This is a genomic window from Paenibacillus plantiphilus, assembly GCF_927798095.1.
Taxonomy (GTDB): Bacteria; Bacillota; Bacilli; order Paenibacillales; family Paenibacillaceae; genus Paenibacillus_Z; species Paenibacillus_Z plantiphilus.
On sequence record NZ_CAKMMF010000042.1, the window covers coordinates 21,347 to 38,555 of the forward strand.

Annotated in this window: 15 protein-coding genes and 16 tRNA genes; 4 read left to right on the forward strand and 27 right to left on the reverse strand. The window is 49.6% G+C overall.

Annotated elements, in window-relative coordinates; all coding sequences use genetic code 11:
• Positions 1–305: 305 nt before the first annotated feature.
• The 4 genes from L6H65_RS24525 to L6H65_RS24540 all read right to left on the reverse strand — a co-directional run bounded on the left by L6H65_RS24525 (position 306) and on the right by L6H65_RS24540 (position 5,249).
• On the reverse strand, positions 306–1,892 hold the full coding sequence (locus L6H65_RS24525; RefSeq protein WP_236346744.1) for a peptide chain release factor 3: 1,587 nt from the start codon (positions 1,890–1,892) through the stop codon (positions 306–308).
• 18 nt (positions 1,893–1,910) lie between these two features.
• Positions 1,911–2,537 (reverse strand): cyclase family protein, encoded by a 627-nt coding sequence (locus L6H65_RS24530; RefSeq protein ID WP_236346747.1) that lies wholly within the window; start codon positions 2,535–2,537, stop codon positions 1,911–1,913.
• A gap of 211 nt (positions 2,538–2,748) precedes the next feature.
• Positions 2,749–4,296, reverse strand: a complete 1,548-nt coding sequence (gene zwf, locus L6H65_RS24535) for a glucose-6-phosphate dehydrogenase (RefSeq protein WP_236346750.1) — start codon at positions 4,294–4,296, stop codon at positions 2,749–2,751.
• Between the two features lie 152 nt (positions 4,297–4,448).
• Positions 4,449–5,249, reverse strand: a complete 801-nt coding sequence (locus tag L6H65_RS24540) for a YwmB family TATA-box binding protein (protein WP_236346753.1) — start codon at positions 5,247–5,249, stop codon at positions 4,449–4,451.
• Positions 5,250–5,367: 118 nt separating this feature from the next.
• Here L6H65_RS24540 and L6H65_RS24545 point away from each other — a divergent pair, with 118 nt between their 5' ends.
• A complete protein-coding gene (locus tag L6H65_RS24545; protein ID WP_236346756.1) occupies positions 5,368–5,748 on the forward strand; it encodes a hypothetical protein in 381 nt (126 codons plus the stop codon).
• A gap of 78 nt (positions 5,749–5,826) precedes the next feature.
• Here the strand turns inward: L6H65_RS24545 and L6H65_RS24550 are convergent, their stop codons facing one another.
• Positions 5,827–7,575, reverse strand: coding sequence for a molybdopterin molybdotransferase MoeA (locus L6H65_RS24550; RefSeq protein ID WP_236346759.1), 1,749 nt, complete (start codon positions 7,573–7,575; stop codon positions 5,827–5,829).
• Between the two features lie 228 nt (positions 7,576–7,803).
• Here L6H65_RS24550 and mobB point away from each other — a divergent pair, with 228 nt between their 5' ends.
• Positions 7,804–8,346, forward strand: coding sequence for a molybdopterin-guanine dinucleotide biosynthesis protein B (gene mobB, locus L6H65_RS24555; protein ID WP_236346762.1), 543 nt, complete (start codon positions 7,804–7,806; stop codon positions 8,344–8,346).
• 153 nt (positions 8,347–8,499) lie between these two features.
• Here the strand turns inward: mobB and L6H65_RS24560 are convergent, their stop codons facing one another.
• The 6 genes from L6H65_RS24560 to L6H65_RS24585 form a co-directional block, all read right to left on the reverse strand.
• Positions 8,500–9,150, reverse strand: coding sequence for a response regulator (locus L6H65_RS24560; RefSeq protein ID WP_503827068.1), 651 nt, complete (start codon positions 9,148–9,150; stop codon positions 8,500–8,502).
• A 46-nt stretch (positions 9,151–9,196) separates the two neighbouring features.
• On the reverse strand, positions 9,197–10,270 hold the full coding sequence (locus L6H65_RS24565) for a sensor histidine kinase (RefSeq protein ID WP_236346767.1): 1,074 nt from the start codon (positions 10,268–10,270) through the stop codon (positions 9,197–9,199).
• A 133-nt stretch (positions 10,271–10,403) separates the two neighbouring features.
• Positions 10,404–11,117 carry a PspA/IM30 family protein gene (locus L6H65_RS24570; protein WP_236346770.1) on the reverse strand — a complete coding sequence of 238 codons (714 nt, stop codon included), beginning with the start codon at positions 11,115–11,117 and terminating at the stop codon, positions 10,404–10,406.
• A gap of 2 nt (positions 11,118–11,119) precedes the next feature.
• Positions 11,120–11,593 (reverse strand): PspC domain-containing protein, encoded by a 474-nt coding sequence (locus L6H65_RS24575; protein ID WP_236346773.1) that lies wholly within the window; start codon positions 11,591–11,593, stop codon positions 11,120–11,122.
• Positions 11,590–12,285 (reverse strand): PspA/IM30 family protein, encoded by a 696-nt coding sequence (locus L6H65_RS24580; protein WP_236346776.1) that lies wholly within the window; start codon positions 12,283–12,285, stop codon positions 11,590–11,592. Before L6H65_RS24580 ends, L6H65_RS24575 begins: the two co-directional genes overlap by 4 nt.
• Before the next feature lie 50 nt (positions 12,286–12,335).
• The gene (locus L6H65_RS24585; protein WP_371877764.1) at positions 12,336–12,650 is read right to left on the reverse strand and encodes a LiaF transmembrane domain-containing protein; all 315 of its coding nucleotides are present in this window, start codon (positions 12,648–12,650) and stop codon (positions 12,336–12,338) included.
• A 222-nt stretch (positions 12,651–12,872) separates the two neighbouring features.
• Between L6H65_RS24585 and L6H65_RS24590 the strand changes: the two genes are divergently transcribed.
• Positions 12,873–13,427, forward strand: coding sequence for a C40 family peptidase (locus L6H65_RS24590; protein ID WP_236346783.1), 555 nt, complete (start codon positions 12,873–12,875; stop codon positions 13,425–13,427).
• Positions 13,428–13,725: 298 nt separating this feature from the next.
• On the forward strand, positions 13,726–15,204 hold the full coding sequence (locus L6H65_RS24595; protein ID WP_236346787.1) for an Lsa family ABC-F type ribosomal protection protein: 1,479 nt from the start codon (positions 13,726–13,728) through the stop codon (positions 15,202–15,204).
• Between the two features lie 371 nt (positions 15,205–15,575).
• Here the strand turns inward: L6H65_RS24595 and L6H65_RS24600 are convergent.
• The 16 genes from L6H65_RS24600 to L6H65_RS24675 all read right to left on the reverse strand — a co-directional run bounded on the left by L6H65_RS24600 (position 15,576) and on the right by L6H65_RS24675 (position 17,166).
• A tRNA-Leu gene (locus L6H65_RS24600) sits at positions 15,576–15,657 on the reverse strand.
• 8 nt (positions 15,658–15,665) lie between these two features.
• Positions 15,666–15,742: transfer RNA gene (locus tag L6H65_RS24605), tRNA-Arg, on the reverse strand.
• A gap of 16 nt (positions 15,743–15,758) precedes the next feature.
• Positions 15,759–15,832, reverse strand: a tRNA-Cys gene (locus tag L6H65_RS24610).
• A gap of 12 nt (positions 15,833–15,844) precedes the next feature.
• Positions 15,845–15,919 (reverse strand) — tRNA-Gly (locus tag L6H65_RS24615).
• A gap of 6 nt (positions 15,920–15,925) precedes the next feature.
• Positions 15,926–16,000 (reverse strand) — tRNA-Gln (locus L6H65_RS24620).
• 23 nt (positions 16,001–16,023) lie between these two features.
• A tRNA-His gene (locus L6H65_RS24625) sits at positions 16,024–16,099 on the reverse strand.
• Positions 16,100–16,112: 13 nt separating this feature from the next.
• A tRNA-Trp gene (locus tag L6H65_RS24630) sits at positions 16,113–16,186 on the reverse strand.
• 21 nt (positions 16,187–16,207) lie between these two features.
• Positions 16,208–16,293 (reverse strand) — tRNA-Tyr (locus L6H65_RS24635).
• A gap of 5 nt (positions 16,294–16,298) precedes the next feature.
• Positions 16,299–16,374, reverse strand: a tRNA-Thr gene (locus L6H65_RS24640).
• A 27-nt stretch (positions 16,375–16,401) separates the two neighbouring features.
• Positions 16,402–16,477, reverse strand: a tRNA-Phe gene (locus L6H65_RS24645).
• Between the two features lie 11 nt (positions 16,478–16,488).
• A tRNA-Asp gene (locus L6H65_RS24650) sits at positions 16,489–16,565 on the reverse strand.
• 35 nt (positions 16,566–16,600) lie between these two features.
• Positions 16,601–16,677: transfer RNA gene (locus tag L6H65_RS24655), tRNA-Met, on the reverse strand.
• Positions 16,678–16,704: 27 nt separating this feature from the next.
• Positions 16,705–16,780, reverse strand: a tRNA-Val gene (locus L6H65_RS24660).
• A gap of 78 nt (positions 16,781–16,858) precedes the next feature.
• A tRNA-Glu gene (locus L6H65_RS24665) sits at positions 16,859–16,933 on the reverse strand.
• 63 nt (positions 16,934–16,996) lie between these two features.
• Positions 16,997–17,087: transfer RNA gene (locus tag L6H65_RS24670), tRNA-Ser, on the reverse strand.
• 3 nt (positions 17,088–17,090) lie between these two features.
• Positions 17,091–17,166: transfer RNA gene (locus L6H65_RS24675), tRNA-Asn, on the reverse strand.
• Positions 17,167–17,209 lie beyond the last annotated feature (43 nt).

Here is a 17,209-nt window from a genome sequence, read left to right on the forward strand (position 1 = left end):
ACCCTTCAGCATAAATAAAAACAGCCCTGTTTCCATTGTACACGCATACATCCTGACGCATGCTTCTGCAAGTGCCAATATTGAAGAAATGTGAATCGAACTTGCAGTCATAAGGAATATGTACCCTTCAAAGCTGCTCGTCTATCGCAGCTTTGAAAATTTTATTGCAGACCTATACAACAAAAGACCTCAATCGCAAGAAGAGAACGGTGACCCGCAGAGGATGGGCACTTTATTCAAAGTGTCTATCCTGCGGGTCACAGCTCAAAGCGATGAGGTCTTTTTTACAGTTATATTTTCATCCGTTAAGGTGCCATTTCCAAAAATTTCGAGGTAGGGTTCTTATCAATCGCCGTCCGCATAGCATATTCATTCTCAAACAGAGCGACGTAATTCCCCTTCTTATCCTTCACAAGCGTAGAATTAATCCGATACTTGGATGGATCGATATTGTCGTCAACAATCCAGCGCGCGAACTGGAAGGTCATGCGGTGCAATTGGATTTCCACGCCGTATTCCGCACGCATCCGGTATTCCATTACCTCGAACTGCAGCTGGCCGACTACGCCAAGAATCATTTCATCGAAGCCGCCGGTCGTATGGAACACTTGGATCGTTCCTTCCTCCGTCAGTTGGTCAATGCCTTTCTGATACTGCTTATGCTTTAACGCATTCTTAACCGTAACCTTAGCGAACAGCTCCGGTGAGAAGGTCGGCAATTCATCGAACACAATGTCACTGCCTTGCGATAGCGAGTCGCCAATACGGAAGATACCCGGATCGAACAAGCCGATAATATCTCCCGGATAAGCGGATTCAACAATATCCCGATCCTGCGCAAGAAACTGCTGCGGCTGCGACAATTTAATTTCCTTGCCTGCACGAACATGCCGAACACTCATGCCGCGCTCGAAGCGGCCGGAGCATATCCGCAGGAATGCGATACGGTCACGGTGAGCCGGATTCATATTCGCTTGAATTTTGAACACATAACCAGAGAATTTCTCGTTAGTCGGCTCTACCATCCCTGTCGTGCTTATACGGGATGTCGGTACAGGAGCCAGCTGCAGGAAATTCTCCAGGAAAGTCTGCACGCCAAAATTATTAACAGCGCTTCCGAAGAATACCGGAGTCAGCTCACCCGCACGAACCTTTTCAAAGTCGAATTGGTCGCCTGCAACATCGAGCAGCTCCAAATCCTGAATAAGCTGTTCATGCAAGTAATCGCCTGCCATCTCACGGATAACCGGATCATTATAATCCGATACCGGACGTACAGTTATTGTAGAATGATCATCGCCCTGGAAGAGCTCGACCTGATTCTTCATCCGGTCATAGACGCCGCACAGCTCGCGCCCCATCCCAATTGGCCAGTTCATAGGGACAGAACGAATGCCAAGCACCCGCTCGATTTCTTCCATCAGCTCAAATGGGCTCTGGCCTTCACGATCGAGCTTGTTAATGAAAGTAAAAATTGGAATACCGCGCTTGCGGCATACTTGGAACAGCTTCACAGTCTGCGCCTCAACGCCCTTCGCGACGTCGATAAGCATGACCGCACTATCCGCTGCAGTCAGCGTACGATAGGTGTCTTCACTGAAATCCTGGTGACCAGGCGTATCCAGAATGTTAACGCGATGACCCAAATAGTCGAACTGCATAACCGAGGAAGTAACAGAGATGCCCCGCTGCTTCTCGATTTCCATCCAGTCGCTTGTCGCGTGGCGGCTTGCTTTTCTAGCTTTAACCGTACCTGCAAGTCGTATCGCTCCTCCGAACAGGAGCAGCTTCTCAGTTAAAGTCGTTTTACCCGCATCGGGGTGAGAGATAATAGCGAACGTCCGCCGCTTCTCTACCTCACGTTGTATTTCTTCGCTTAATGATTTGCTCATGATTGTTTCCCTTCGTTTTTACATGCCTTCGATGAGGAGCGCGCGAGCAGGAGCAGCATCAAGACCTGTCAGCTTCAGCGGCGCAATGACCATGAAATAAGTGCCTTCCGCTACATCCTTAAGGCGCAAGCCCTCGACAATGATAATATTGCTGCGGAACAGAGAACGGTGCGTCGGATACTCCGGCTGTGCCCGTTCGATACCGAGAGCGTCAGTGCCTACGCCCCGAATGCCCAGCTCAACGAGATAACGTGCCCCGTCTTCTCTCAGAAATACGAAATTGAAATCGAATTCCTCGCTGAACGAGCTGCGTGTTTTGAACAACACCCACTCATTGCTCTGCAAGCCAAGCGGCTCCAGATCTTCACGAGTGATGAACTCCTGGCAATGGGTCAAATCAACGACGCGCGCTTGGCCAACAAGCTCCTCCAGCCCGATCGTCTCAATCGTAGCTCCATCCTTGAGCATGTGCAGAGGCGCGTCCACATGAGTGCCGCAATGGACATCCATATCAATACGGGACTCATGGACAGCCTGACCGTTGTCGTGATTCGACATATTACGGAAGCCTGGTTTCTTCTCTTCCTTATTCTTGTATACCTGCATGCTGGACTGTATCGTTGTCGAAATATCATAAATCTTCATGAATGAAACCTCCTTCAAAAATTATACGGTGAATTCCGGATAACATGCTGCCATCCTGAGGCCAATAGTGACAAAACAATTAATAGTCGTTTCTACTGCAAAAGTACAGATACATCGTCAATCGAAAACCCATACTCAGGGATCGACGATGCCACTGTACTCATGCAGTAATGCCAGCGCCCACCTTGATCGCTGCTATTCAACTGTATCGCTAATTCGAACTTCCAGAAATCCAGATCACATTATCTTCGTCCTGGCCATTAACCGGCCACCAGTGGAAGCCATCGCTTGCCAGCAGTTCATCAGTCTTCTCAGGACCCCATGAGCCTGCCGGATAGAACTGCAGGTTATCGCTTCCTTCGCGCCATGCATCTGCAATTCGGTCAACGAAAGACCATGCTTGGGCAACCTCATCCCAACGGGTAAAATAAGTCGATTCACCGCGTGTCGCATCATAGATCAAGCGTTCATAGGCTTCAGGCGTATTCAAGCCGATCATGCAGCTCTGACAGAATTCCATCGACACAGGCTGAACAACATTATTCTCGCCTGGCTTCTTCGCATTTATTTTAATATAAATGCCTTCCATCGGATGAACACGGATAACTAGCAGGTTAGGCGAAAGGTCATGACGACGGGCAAACAGCACATTGTCCGGCACGTTCTTGAATTCGATAACGACCTCTGTTGTCTTAACTGGCAGACGTTTGCCTGTCCGAATATAGAACGGCACGCCAGCCCAACGGAAATTATCGACAAATACGCGTGCAGCAAAATAAGTTTCCGTAACCGATTCCGAATTAACCGATTCTTCCTGTCTGTAGCCGGTCAGCGGCTTGCTCTTCAGCATACCTTCCGAATATTGCCCGCGCACAACATTGGCATCAATTTCCTCGCTTGTTGTATAAGGACGCAGGGAACGCAACGCCTTTACCTTCTCATCACGAATATCTTCCGGATGCAGCCTGCTTGGCGGCTCCATAGCGATCATCGCGAGCATTTGCAGCATATGATTCTGAACCATATCACGCAGTGCGCCAGATTTGTCGTAATAGCCGCCGCGCTCTTCAACGCCAACCGTTTCTGACAATGTAATCTGCACATTCGCAATATGCTTGTTGTTCCACAGCGGTTCGAAGAACGCATTTGCAAAACGAATCACTTCAATATTCTGAACCATTTCCTTGCCCAGGTAATGGTCGATACGGAAAATTTCCTCTTCCTTAAAAACCTGGCACAGCTGCTCATTCAGCTTCTGTGCTGAAGGAAGATCATAGCCGAACGGCTTCTCGATGACGAGACGATGCCAGCCTTTGGATTCCAATAACCCGCCATCTCGCAGGTTAAAGGATACCGGCCCGAACAGATCAGGCGCCAGCGCCAGATAGAACAGGCGATTGCCCGGAATGTTGAACTTGGCGTCCAGTCTTTCCGTCAGATTGCCAAGCTCGCGGAAGCCGTCCACATTGTTAATGTCCAGCGACATGTATTCAAAGTGCTCGGCAAACTTGTCCCACAATTGCTTGTCATCAGCTTTATTGCGGCTAAACTCAACAATCGATTCATACAAGTCCTGTCGAAACTGCTCGTTGGTCCGCGGTCTTCTAGCAAGACCGACAACGGCAAAATCTTCAGCCAGCTTGCCTTCTTTATATAAGCTGAAAAGCGCAGGAAAAAGCTTCCGTCGCGCTAAGTCGCCTGTGGCGCCAAAAAGATAATACACAGCACCCGCTGCGGCAATATTGTCATGTTTGCTCACGTCGGTAATTTCCCTCATTCTCTGTTATGTATTTTTATACTGCTTTGATACGTATTATCATTCATATTGTCATGTTATGTAGTTTAGCATATTGAGCCTCTAGATGCTATTGAGCCTCTTATAAAAAAAACTAATCAAAGCATCAACAATCTCTAATGTCCGGCACTGTAATCCCCCGTAATGAGCGGCACGCCAATAATAATCTCAAGCTGGCTGCCTGCTGGAGGTACATGCTCGGCAATTTGTAAATTTAATTTATGCTTTCCGCTATGGACCAAGGACTTCAAGTGAGCGCTGTAATAAGCCACACTTCTCGTTCCCCCGTCCTCATATGATTCCAGTGCAGACGCCTGGGCCAGGATGGCGATTTGATCCGATGCTCGTTCCCCCGCTGACTGAGACAGTCCCCGTACGGCAAAGCTGCCTTCATAATCATTCGCATACCTTGAAACGGTCTCCTCCACTTTGCTCACCACATCCAGCAACTGGCGATACGATGTACCCCCGTTCCCATTCAGCAGCAGAACAACATCAGCAATGGCATTATCATGACCAGCCTCATCAGACGTTCCAGTCCCATACAGCTTCGCCCATATCGTTAACGTATATAATTCTATTCCTCCCTTCAAATTCCCTCGATAGACAAGCCCCTGTGGCTCCCTTTCCAACGTAATATTCAATTGTGAGGCGATCTGCTCAATATCTGCATAAGTCGAACTGCCATCCCAGCGAAAAGACCAACTCCCCCCTTGGGCGCCGTCAGCAATAACCCCGTCGCTCCAAGTCCACAGCTGCTTGAAATCATGAAGCAGTGGACTCCCTTCACCGTTCACAGGAGAGTTCCATTTCCAGACTGCCAATCCTCCGGCGATAATAATAACTAGCAGCACAGCAATAATTCCGTTTTTGCCAGCTCGTCTGAACATCGGCGCTTTTGTATCCATCGTTATCATCCACGACCTCCTCAGCCTGCGGAGTCAATTTAGAAGTGATATGGGTAACTAACCATACACATTAGCCGCTGGGTGAATACGCTGTTCTTAGCACGTTCAATGGAGGTGTCATCCACGTATGGAACCCATATTTCCGCTCCATGAGGAGCGTATAAACCAATTTTGCGGCATGCCCGTTTGCATCGTAACAACAGATGGTCAAAGGCATGTTGGCATTCTAAGCAGCTGCAACGGCGGACGCGTCATGCTGAATAGCCCCTCAAGCGACTCACATGGCGCACACTATGGCAGTCAAGGCACACTCACACATTTGCAGGGCAAGGATAAGAGCAAGAAGAAGAAGATTAGCAAAGTAAAGAAGGCTGCTTCAGCTGTCAGCCCCCTGCCGGATACCACTAGCGTTCAAACGCAAGCATGGGGATGGGGATCCCCTTTCGGCTTCGGCGCTGCATTTGCCATTGATTTGGCCCTCATTGCCTTTCTGTTCCTTCTGTTCTGAACAAACGAACCCGCTTTTATGCATAGGCATGAAGGCGGGTTGCTTCTTGTTGTCATCGCAATTTCATTGAAAAAAACACTAATGGAGAACAATAATATCTACAATAGAACCGCTTGGTGCGCCAGCTTGTCCTGCTGGAATCCGAATGAGGCCGTCTGCCTCTGGAATAGATGCCATCATGCTGGATTTGTTAAAAGCTAGCGGATCAGCCAGCAGCTCGCCATTGCGCGATAATAAGCGGGTTCGCACAAATCTTTCATGCGGGCTGCCCTTCTCAAAATCTGAAGCAAGCCTTGCCGTCACCCTGCGTGGGATGGCTGCTTCAAGAGAGGCTCCGAGCAGGCGCAATATAGCTGGACGTACGAACAGCTCAAACCCGACGAAGCAAGCCCCCGGATTGCCAGACAGCGCGAAGAGCAGTTTGCCGTCGATAACAGCTGCGGAGGTCGGGCTTCCAGGACGCATGGCAACCTTGTCGAACAAAAGGCGGGTTGCTTGACCCGATAGCGCCGCCATGCTGCCGGGCAACAAAGGCGGTTCGGCGTTGGAACCCGCCCCCGTTTGGCTGCGCGATGCGCTGTCGCTTATCGCGGCTTCACCCGCATGACCGTTCTCTAGCGACGATGCGCTGGCGTGCACCACTGCTTCACCCACATGACCGTTCTCTAGCGACGATGCGCTGTCGCGCAGCACGTCTTCACCCGCACGACCGCCCTCTATCGACAATGCGCTGTCACGCAGCACGTCTTCACCCGCACGACCGCCCTCTATCGACAATGCGCTGTCACTCATCTCTCCCTCACCCGTACTACTGCCCTCTAACGACAATGCGCTGTCACTCGTCTCGCCCTCACCCATACTGCTGCCTTCTAACGACAATGCGCTGTCACTCATCTCGCCCTCACTCATACTGCTGCCTTCTAACGACAATACGGTGTCACTCACCGCGCCTTCACCCGCATGACCGCTCTTTCGTATGCGGCGAATGATAGCTGCCATAACATCGAAGTCGCCAACCGATACACCACCTGTTGTGACAACAAGATCAGCCTGCTCTAGCGCGGACGCAAGCGCGGCCTCAACCGCAGACGGATCATCCGCGAGACGGCCTAACAGCAGCGGCTCTCCTCCGCTCTGCTCCACCATAGCTGCGATCATGCTGCTGTTGCTGTCGCGAATACAGCCCGGCTGGAGCGGCGCCTCCACTGGCAGCAGCTCATTGCCGGTCGCCACAATCGCGACGCGCGGACGGGCATATACGGGCACATCGGCATAGCCGAACGTGCCCAGCAGCGCCATATGGCCCGGCCGGATGCGCGTGCCGGGCTCCGCCAAAGCGCTGCCGCGGCGAAACTCCTCGCCCGGCTGCGCAATGTTCTGGCCGGCTGCGGCGGCGCATTTCACCCGCACCGCCGGCTCGCCGCCGGCCAGAAGGTCCTCCGCGGTCTGCTCCAGCATCACGACCGCGTCAGCCCCCTCAGGCACCGCCCCGCCCGTCATAATGCGGACGGCAGTGCCCTGCTCAACGATCGCCAGGGCGAGCTCGCCCGCCGCGACCGCACCCAAAACGCGCAGCGTCGCCGGATTACCTGGCGACGCCAGCGCAGTATCCGCGCTGCGGACGGCATAACCGTCCAGTCCCGAGCGCGGGAAGGGCGGCCAGTCGGTCGTCGCCGTCAGCGACTCCGCGAGCCAACGGCCTCCGGCCTGCCACAGCGGCACCGTTTCACGCCGCCCTGGAACGGCCGCTTCAAGCACAAGATTCAGCGCGGCATCCACCTTGATCGCGCGCCGATTGAATCGAGAAGCTCCTTGCAATTGCTGCACAGTTGACCTCCCACCGATTGTCATCAAGGCGCTTGCAATCATCCTGTCTGCCTTGAACGCCCATCATCCGTTAATTCATTCCCATCCATTGTACCAAAACTCCGCTTCCGCAGCCTATAGCAAATTTCATTGCCGGGCCAGCCGTCGTCCCCTTATGTAGAGTGTTTCAACCCTGCGCATTATGCTACAATCAACGAATAAGCATGCAGCGAAAGGAGTTTGATTCTGTTGACAGGGACCAGGCGCTCCGGACCATTCATCCTCCAAATCGTCGGCTATAAGAACAGCGGCAAAACAACACTCGTCACCGAGCTGATCAGGCGCTTCAAAGGGGATGGCTGCACCGTCGGCACAGCCAAGCATGATGCCCATAGCTTTACAATCGATACGCCGGGGACAGATACATGGAAGCATGGGGAGGCGGGTGCTGACATAACAGCAATCAGCTCATCGACGAACAGCGCGGTGCTTCTCAGCAGCTCTGCTTCTCTAACCGAATTGCTGGCATACATGCACAATGTCGATATCGTCCTCGTTGAAGGCTTCAAGCCAGAGCCCTATCCCAAGCTCGTGCTGCTGCGATCCCTTGCGGACATCCCCTTGCTCCATGAGCTTGCCAACCCCATTGCCGCAATCGTATGGTCCAGTGAAATCAGACAAGCCATAGCGGACAATCGAGCACTTAACAAGCTTACAATACTGGATATCAACCAGCCTGACCAGATCTATTCATTCCTGCTTCCTTATCTGAAAACCGATTCATCTGCCTGACAATCCCCGGTTTCGGGTCTTCGTCCACGTCCTCATTCGCCCTGTTCAGACTCGCAACTCATTTGGGGCACAATCATCCATTCCCATCAAAAAGCCGTCTCAGCATTCCCGCTAAGACGGCTAAATCTAATATTCTCCATATGGCGCAGCCTGTTATTCAGCGAGCCCATGCTTATGCGCATATATAGCAGCTTGCGTCCGATCATCAACGCCAAGCTTGGCAAAAATATTCGTGACATGAAATTTCACCGTCTTAATCCCGATAAACAGATCATCCGCGATCTCTTGATTGGACATCCCCTTCGACACCCGAAGCAAAACATCCATTTCCCGCTCCGTCAACTGCTCATGAGGCGGCACAACTCGCTCAGCCTTCGGCTGTCTGAAGCGATTCATCATTTTCGCAGCTACCTGCGACTCCAAAACAGATTGACCGCGAGAAGCAGCTCGAATCGCATCGGCAATCTCGTTCGCGCGTGACGTTTTCAGCAGATAGCTGAAGGCTCCAGCTTCAATAACAGGATACATTTTGCTGTCGTCGAGATAGCTTGTCAGTACAATAACTTTGCAATCCGGATACAGCTCAAGCAGCTTCGCAGTCGTCTCAACGCCGTCCATCCCGTCCATTACCAGATCCATGAGCACGACATCAGGATGGTAGGCCTGCGCCAATCGGATGCCTTCCATCCCATTGCTTGCTTCACCTACGACTTCAATACCATCCTCAGTGTTCAACACAGCCGCCAATCCGATCCGGACCATCTCATGATCATCGACAAGCAGCACTTTAATTGGCTGATCGATTGATTCCATATGTTGTATCGCCTCCATCCTGTCCGATATCCCTCCCTTAGTGACTTCCGAGCGGAACCCATATATCAATAACTACGCCTTGCCCTGGTGAAGTAACAAGCTGTAAGGAACCGCCCAGAACAGTGATCCGTTCCTCCATCGTGAGCAATCCGTATGACGTTTGCTTCTTTGCTTCCAAATCAAATCCGACACCATTGTCCTGGAACGTTAGACGCGCATGATCGCCTGCTCGCTTCAGATGAATATCCATATGCTCTGCCTTGGAGTGCCGCAGCGTATTAGAAAGCGCTTCTTGGGCAATTCGGAAGAGATGATCCTCTGCTTCCGGCCCCAGCTTAATCGTAGCATCCACATCCAGCATGATATTCATTGGCACCTTTTGCTGCAGTTCCTCTACCAGACTTTGCAGCGCCTGGCCCAAATTTTTTCCATCCAGATGAACAGGCCGCAGATGCAGCAGCAGAGCGCGCATTTCCGATTGAGCAACCGAGGCCATTTCCTCGATCAGCTGCACCTGGCGCTTCGCCCGTTCCCAATCCTTCTCCAGCGTCCGACTAACGGCTGTTGCCGTCATCGAAATTGCGAACAACTGCTGGCTAACCGCATCATGAAGCTCCCTTGCAAGTCTTTGACGCTCCTCAATGACAGCGGAGAAACGCACCTTCTCCGTCCATACATCGTTCTCATCCCCATCACGAGATGATTCCAGCCCGCCTTCTGAGGAAGGCAGCGTCACCTTCTGCTTATTCCGCCGCTGCTGCTCCGTTAATCGTTTGATTGCCGCTTTGAGCTTCACACCCTGAAAGTAACTATATGCAGCCGCAGCCGACAGTGAAACAGCAATAACAGTTAATCCGATAGCCGCCGCTTTGCTCTGAAGAGCGAATAACTTCACATAACCCGTCCCTTGCAATACAAGCACGAGCAATCCGAGAATAACAAGAAGCCACAGAACTGTCTCTGCCGCGTTTCGCCGCTTCGCCCCTCCGTTATTGTTAGGCGGCGCTGATTGTCCGCCTTGATAGCCTGGCAACGGGGCTCGTAAGGAGGCTGCTTGAGGCGAATCCGGCCGATTCACAGGCTGATCATCCAAAGGTGATCCCTCAGCCATCGGTGCACACCCCTCTCTATGTATCCCAAAAAAACGAAGCCTTCAATGGAAAAAGCCTGAGGCGGCAGCTTAATAAAACCGCTGACCGCCTTTGGCTTATCCTAATCAACACTTTGTTATATAATCGATCGAATTACTCGGCTGATTTAGCAAGCGAATTGCTTGCAGGAGGATTCAGCTTGTTCTTCAAAGCTTGCAGTTGCTCCTCAACCTTCAATTGCTTCGAAGGATCTGCAGAACTGATCGATGTCGTGCTATTGTAGTTGTAAGAAGAGTACGGCACGCGCATAACTTCAGCTTCAGCTTCCAGCTGCATAATTTTTTCTTCCATGCGATTGAAGCCGCGTGATGCATTGCCGCTCTCAATGGAGTGAACACTTGTAACTTGAGCCATTTGTTTTTTCGCTTTCGCCATTTGAGCACGAGCTGCGAGCTCATTGCGCTTATTGCGAAGCTGGTAGAACTCATCCTTCATGCCATGAAGCTGTGCCATCAGCTCTTCCACCTGACCAGCTGCTCCTGCGTGCATATCCGTATACTCTGCCGTTTTTTGATCGAAGAAAATTTTCTCCTCCAGCAGCTTGCGGGCAAGATCCTCATGTCCTGCACGAATTGCAGTCTCGGCTTTAGCTTCACGATCCGCACCGCTGCGTACCGCCTCTTCCAGACGCTGCTTCATACGACGCTCGCTTGCCATTTGCTTGGCTACCGTCAGTTCTGCCTGATGGATTTCAGCCTCCATATCACGCAAATACTGATTCAGCATAACTACCGGATCTTCCATTTTATCCAACATCTCATGCAAGGATGCCTTCGTCATATCTTTCAAACGTTTAAAAATACTCATTTCTAAACATCTCCCTTCTCATGTTTGGCTAATTTTGCGCGGAGCTCTTCAATTTCTCTGCGTAATGCTTTTTTCTCCAGATCCTCCATCATGGCATCCAAATTCGAATTGGATTGACCCTGCTGCTGCCAATTGTATTGCGATGGCTGAGGATTAGGACTTGGCGGAGTTGAATACGGACCTCCAAAGCCTTGTTTAGGGTTGGGTGGCGCTTGGTATCCATTATTCCAGCCTCCGTTGTAGCTCCCAGGACCAGGGCCGTAACCATAAGGACCATATCCGTTGTCAAAGGTGGGTTCCTTAGGAACGACCATTGAAGTAAGAATGTATACCAGTATCAGGACACCACTTGAGAAAACCGTCAGGACGATCAGAAGAATCCGAAGTAAAGTCGCATCTACGTTCAGCATTTCGGCAATACCGCCACATAATCCGGAGAGCTTCTTATCCCGACGCGACCGATACAGTTTCTTCATGACGATTTCCATCCTTCCTGCTGTAATTTACGTTTCAGCTGCTCCAATTCGTTCTCGATAACCGATTGAATGGCTGTGCCAGCTTCAACGAGAAATTCTTGTCCTTGTCTGCGCAAGTCGCGCAGGCTTCTAGCTTCCAGCTCCATATCGCTAATGCGGTCCTCAAGTCTGCGGAACATGCCATCCGGCTGCTGTCCCAGCGAGCCGTTCATACCATTGCCAGCATAACGCGCATTCATTCTTTGCTGAAGGCGAAGCGACTCCATCCGAGCCGCATAATATTCACGTTTATCATATACCGCTTGATATTCGCTGCGCAGCTCGCGAAGCTGCTCCTCCAGATCTCTAACGCTGCTCTGTGACTGTTCATACAGCTCACGATAATTACGAGCACGCTCCTCGCTGGAAGCCTTGTCATGCAGTGCAATTCTTGCTACATGCTCTTCACCGGCTTTAAGAGCTGTCAGCGCTTGCTGCTCCCGCTTATCCTTCAGCTGCTCGGCTTGAAGCCACTGCACTTTCAGGTGATTGCCATGCCCCGCATATTGTTGGTACAGCCGTTCTGCTTGAATGATTTCCTCCCGTGTAGACCAAAGGAACTGATCAATGAGTTTGACGGGATCTTCCGCCTTCTCCAATCGTTCGTTGAGTGTCGCGACTGTAATGTCACGAACCCGCTTGATGATGCTCATTGGGATACCTCCTTCTCCAAATCTTTATCTAAGCTCGTATGTGTATGTTGTTAAGCCCGTCTTGCGCCTTTGAACACCGACACGCCCCAGACGATCAAACCGATTGCCAACAATAGAGTAAAGATACCAGCCAATTTGCCAAGCAGCATAATCGCTCCGACTACAATCAGAATGCCGCCGATAATCTTTTTATCATTCTTCAGACCAAGAACTCCGAGACCGATCAGGATGAATGGCATCAATAAACCGATAATCCAACCCAAGTTAACTCCGATAAAGTTAAGTACCACAATTCCACCCAAGACTACGAGTAAAGCACCTAACGCCGATTTACTATTCATTGTGTACGTCACCGCCTTTCCCATTTTTGATTTCCATTCTTCTTGCAGCGCTGCGCTTGAAGTTGTTCATCGCTTGCTTCTGTTATCATTGTAGGTCATTCCTCGATTATTCAAAACGGACTCGCGGCGGTTTTTATTCCTAGACCTCGGTCGGGGAAACGACCCACCCGCAGACTGAACGTGGCAACATTTACAGGTAAACAGCCGTTGGCCTGGTGTGGTACAGTATTCCTGTACAGGAGGTGTATGCGTATTCAACGCTTGCGCACAAACATATCAGTCATAGGAAAAACAGTCGTAGCAGCAGCCCTTCTTTTAACTTTTATGCCTCAAGCCGTCCCTTTACAAACGGCCGCAGCCGCATCAAGCGGCATAGACAGAGTGATCCAAATTGGCAGCAGCTATCTGGGCACTCCTTATGAATTCGGATCAAACCGGAGCACTACCCGTACATTCGATTGCTCCGACTTCGTGCATTATGTTTTCCAAAAAGGAGAAGGACTCTCCTTGCCGTTAACTTCAGCCAGTCAAGCACTATATGTAAAGAAGCATTCAGCAGTCAAGACATCATGGCGGAATTTAAAGCGCGGAGATTTAATGTTCTTCATGGATTATCACGGTCTTAGTCAATCTGATTATACAAAATACAGCAAGTCCCGCCAACCCGTTACGCACGTCGCCATTTACCTTGGCAATGGACGCATGCTGCACACCTTCTCCAAGGCGAGTGGCGGCGTACGAACGGATACTATAGCGGGCAAGCACTGGGACTATCGTTTTCTATTCGGCGGAAGCGTGTAGCTCCAGCAGACAGCGACATACAAATTGTTGATGGTTGAAATCTAGAAATAGCCATGTTAAAATAACAACAACTTTAATGACGGGAGTGATAGGAATAATGTAATATTTCTTGCTTATGTAGAAAGAATATAAAGCTATAGCTTTTATCATTCTTTTTAAGCAAGGGAGTTACTTATTCTTATCACTCAAAATATACACTTTTCTATTCCATCAATTGGGTTAGAAGAGTCATTTTTTTGAGCTACAAGAAGGGTAACTTTCTTGTAGCTCATTTTTTTGTTAAGGAGGACTATTACCTATGTCATTAATTAATGTCACGAACTTGACCTTTGCTTATGACGGCAGCTACGACAACATTTTCGACAATGTCAGCTTTCAACTCAACACGAATTGGAGACTAGGTTTTACGGGAAGAAACGGACGAGGCAAAACCACATTTCTGAACCTGCTGCTTGGCAAATATGATTACAGTGGGAACATTTCAGCAAGTGTAAGTTTTGAGTACTTTCCTTTCCATGTTGAACACAAAGAATCTAATACCTTAGACGTTATCGAGGAAATATGTCCTGATTATGAGCATTGGCAGATCCTACGTGAATTATCATTGCTGAAGGTATCAGAGGATGTATTGTATCGCCCGTTTGAATCCATCTCCAATGGCGAACAAACGAAGGTATTGCTGGCAGCCTTATTTTTGAAAGAAAACAGCTTCCTGCTGATCGACGAACCAACCAACCATCTGGACATTCACGCACGGAAATTGGTTAGCGATTATTTAAAAACCAAGAATGGGTACATTTTGGTGTCACATGACCGCGCATTTCTGGATAATTGTGTGGACCATATTCTTTCGATCAACAAAACTGACATAGAGATTCAGAAAGGTAATTTCTCGGATTGGTGGGACAATAAAAATAGGCAGGATCATTTTGAGCTAGCCGAGAACGAAAAACTGAGAAAAGACATTAAACGTCTATCTGATTCCTCAAAGAGAACAGGCAATTGGTCGCACGAAGTAGAGAAAACAAAGAACGGAACTCGCAATTCCGGCTCGAAAGTCGATAAAGGATATATCGGACACAAGGCCGCCAAAATGATGAAACGTTCCAAATCGATCGAGCAGAGACAGCAATCCGCAATAGAGGAAAGTACCAAGCTCCTAAAAAATATCGAAAGCTCAGAAAGTCTGAAAATTTCTCAGCTTGCTTACAATAAGAAGCAGCTGGTGGAGTTAGCGAATGTTTCGATCCACTACAATGAACAGACCGTTTGCAGCAGCGTAACATTTACCATTGAACAAGGAGAGCGTGTTACGCTCGCGGGTCCAAACGGCTCAGGTAAATCAAGTATTCTTAAGCTAATTCTTGATGAAGACATCCATTTCACCGGCACATTTCGCAAAGGTAGTCAGCTAAAAATCTCATATGTCTCACAAGATACCTCACAGCTGCAAGGCAACTTATCAGACTACGCGATTAATAACCGCATTGATGAGAGCTTGTTCAAAGCGATTTTAAGGAAACTCGATTTTTCGCGCATACAATTTGAAAAAGATATGTCATCATTCAGCGGCGGCCAGAAGAAGAAAGTACTGATCGCCAAGAGCTTATGCGAGAGTGCTCATCTCTATATATGGGACGAACCGTTGAACTTTATCGATGTCATCTCACGTTTACAGATTGAAGAATTGTTGTTGGAACATGCTCCTACAATACTTTTTGTAGAGCATGACAGTGAATTTTGCAAAAATATCGCGACCAAAATCGTGGAGCTCTAAACTAACTATATTAATCTTTGGAGGTTGAATCCATGTTAGAAGTAGTTGTAAATGTTCCAGTGAATCGTTTATTGTCCGTTGACACGGTTCACGATCAAATTAAACGGATGCCGGAGCATTTTCCTTCTATCGATAGATGCACATAGCAATGCTTGCTGCAGGCGCTTCGTGATTGTTCTAACGAGGTGCTTTTTCCCACTTTTTGCAACCCACTCCCCTAACCTGAGTAGACTCCCTATCTTAGTACACAAACTATTGTCTGCACCATCGTATCTCTTGTCGCCACGGAATTGTATACAATTAAACACAAAAACGCCGACTGCACATAAGTACAATCGACGTTTTAATTAAAGTAATGATTATCGTAATAGTGGTGCCGGTGAGAGGACTCGAACCTCCACGGTTTCCCTCACGATTTTGAGTCGCGCGCGTCTGCCATTCCGCCACACCGGCTAATATGATGGCGTGCCCTAAGAGATTCGAACTCCTGACCTTTTGATTCGTAGTCAAACGCTCTATCCAGCTGAGCTAAGGGCACACAATTGTTTGAGTTGTGGAGGCGCCACCCAGATTCGAACTGGGGGTAAAGCTTTTGCAGAGCTCTGCCTTACCACTTGGCTATGGCGCCAAATAAAAAAAGTGGAGCGGAAGACGGGAATCGAACCCGCGACCCTCGCCTTGGCAAGGCGATGCTCTACCGCTGAGCCACTTCCGCATATAATGGCTGGGGATCTAGGATTCGAACCTAGGGATGACGGAGTCAAAGTCCGTTGCCTTACCGCTTGGCTAATCCCCAATCTATTTGTTTGTTAAGTATAATGGGGCGGACGAGGGGAATTGAACCCCCGAATGTCGGATCCACAAACCGATGCGTTAACCACTTCGCCACGACCGCCGCACAAACCTCTTGGCAGGGGCAGCAGGAATTGAACCCACACTAACGGTTTTGGAGACCGCTGTTCTACCTTTAAACTATGCCCCTAAAAATAAAAAAAATTAAAACTGGTGGAGGATGATGGATTCGAACCACCGAACTCGTCAGAGAACAGATTTACAGTCTGCTGCGTTTGGCCACTTCGCTAATCCTCCATGAATGGTGCCGTCGAGAGGACTTGAACCCCCAACCTACTGATTACAAGTCAGTTGCTCTACCAATTGAGCTACAACGGCATGGTTATTACTGTTATTCAGTTTTAATGGTGGCTCGGGACGGAATCGAACCGCCGACACGAGGATTTTCAGTCCTCTGCTCTACCGACTGAGCTACCGAGCCATTTGTGTAAATGGCGGAGCTGACGGGATTCGAACCCGCGGTCTCCTGCGTGACAGGCAGGCATGTTGGGCCACTACACCACAGCTCCAGATCATGGCTTTCGGATTGCTCCGAAGGTAAAGTTGGTTGCGGGGGCAGGATTTGAACCTGCGGCCTTCGGGTTATGAGCCCGACGAGCTACCGGGCTGCTCCACCCCGCGTCATTGTAAATGTTGCCGATTAAATTATGGTGGAGGCTGACGGGATCGAACCGCCGACCCTCTGCTTGTAAGGCAGATGCTCTCCCAGCTGAGCTAAGCCTCCGTGTCAGGCGACTTTTATATCATACCACACATTTCGTGGTGATTGCAAGTCTTTTTTCAAGCTTTTTTGAAGTTTTTTTGGTGACCCGTAGGGGATTCGAACCCCTGTTACCTCCGTGAAAGGGAGGTGTCTTAACCCCTTGACCAACGGGCCTCGCTAAATAGATATCCCTGTATGCATTCTAACAATATCAGAGAATAATCAGTAGAGATGAAATGGCGGAGAGAGAGGGATTCGAACCCTCGAGACGCGGTTAGCGCCTACACGATTTCCAATCGTGCTCCTTCGACCACTCGGACACCTCTCCAGATGGCTCCCCGAACAGGACTCGAACCTGTGACAACTCGATTAACAGTCGAGTGCTCTACCAACTGAGCTATCAGGGAACGATACGGGCGAATTACACCCTGAAAACTGGATACGAAAGGT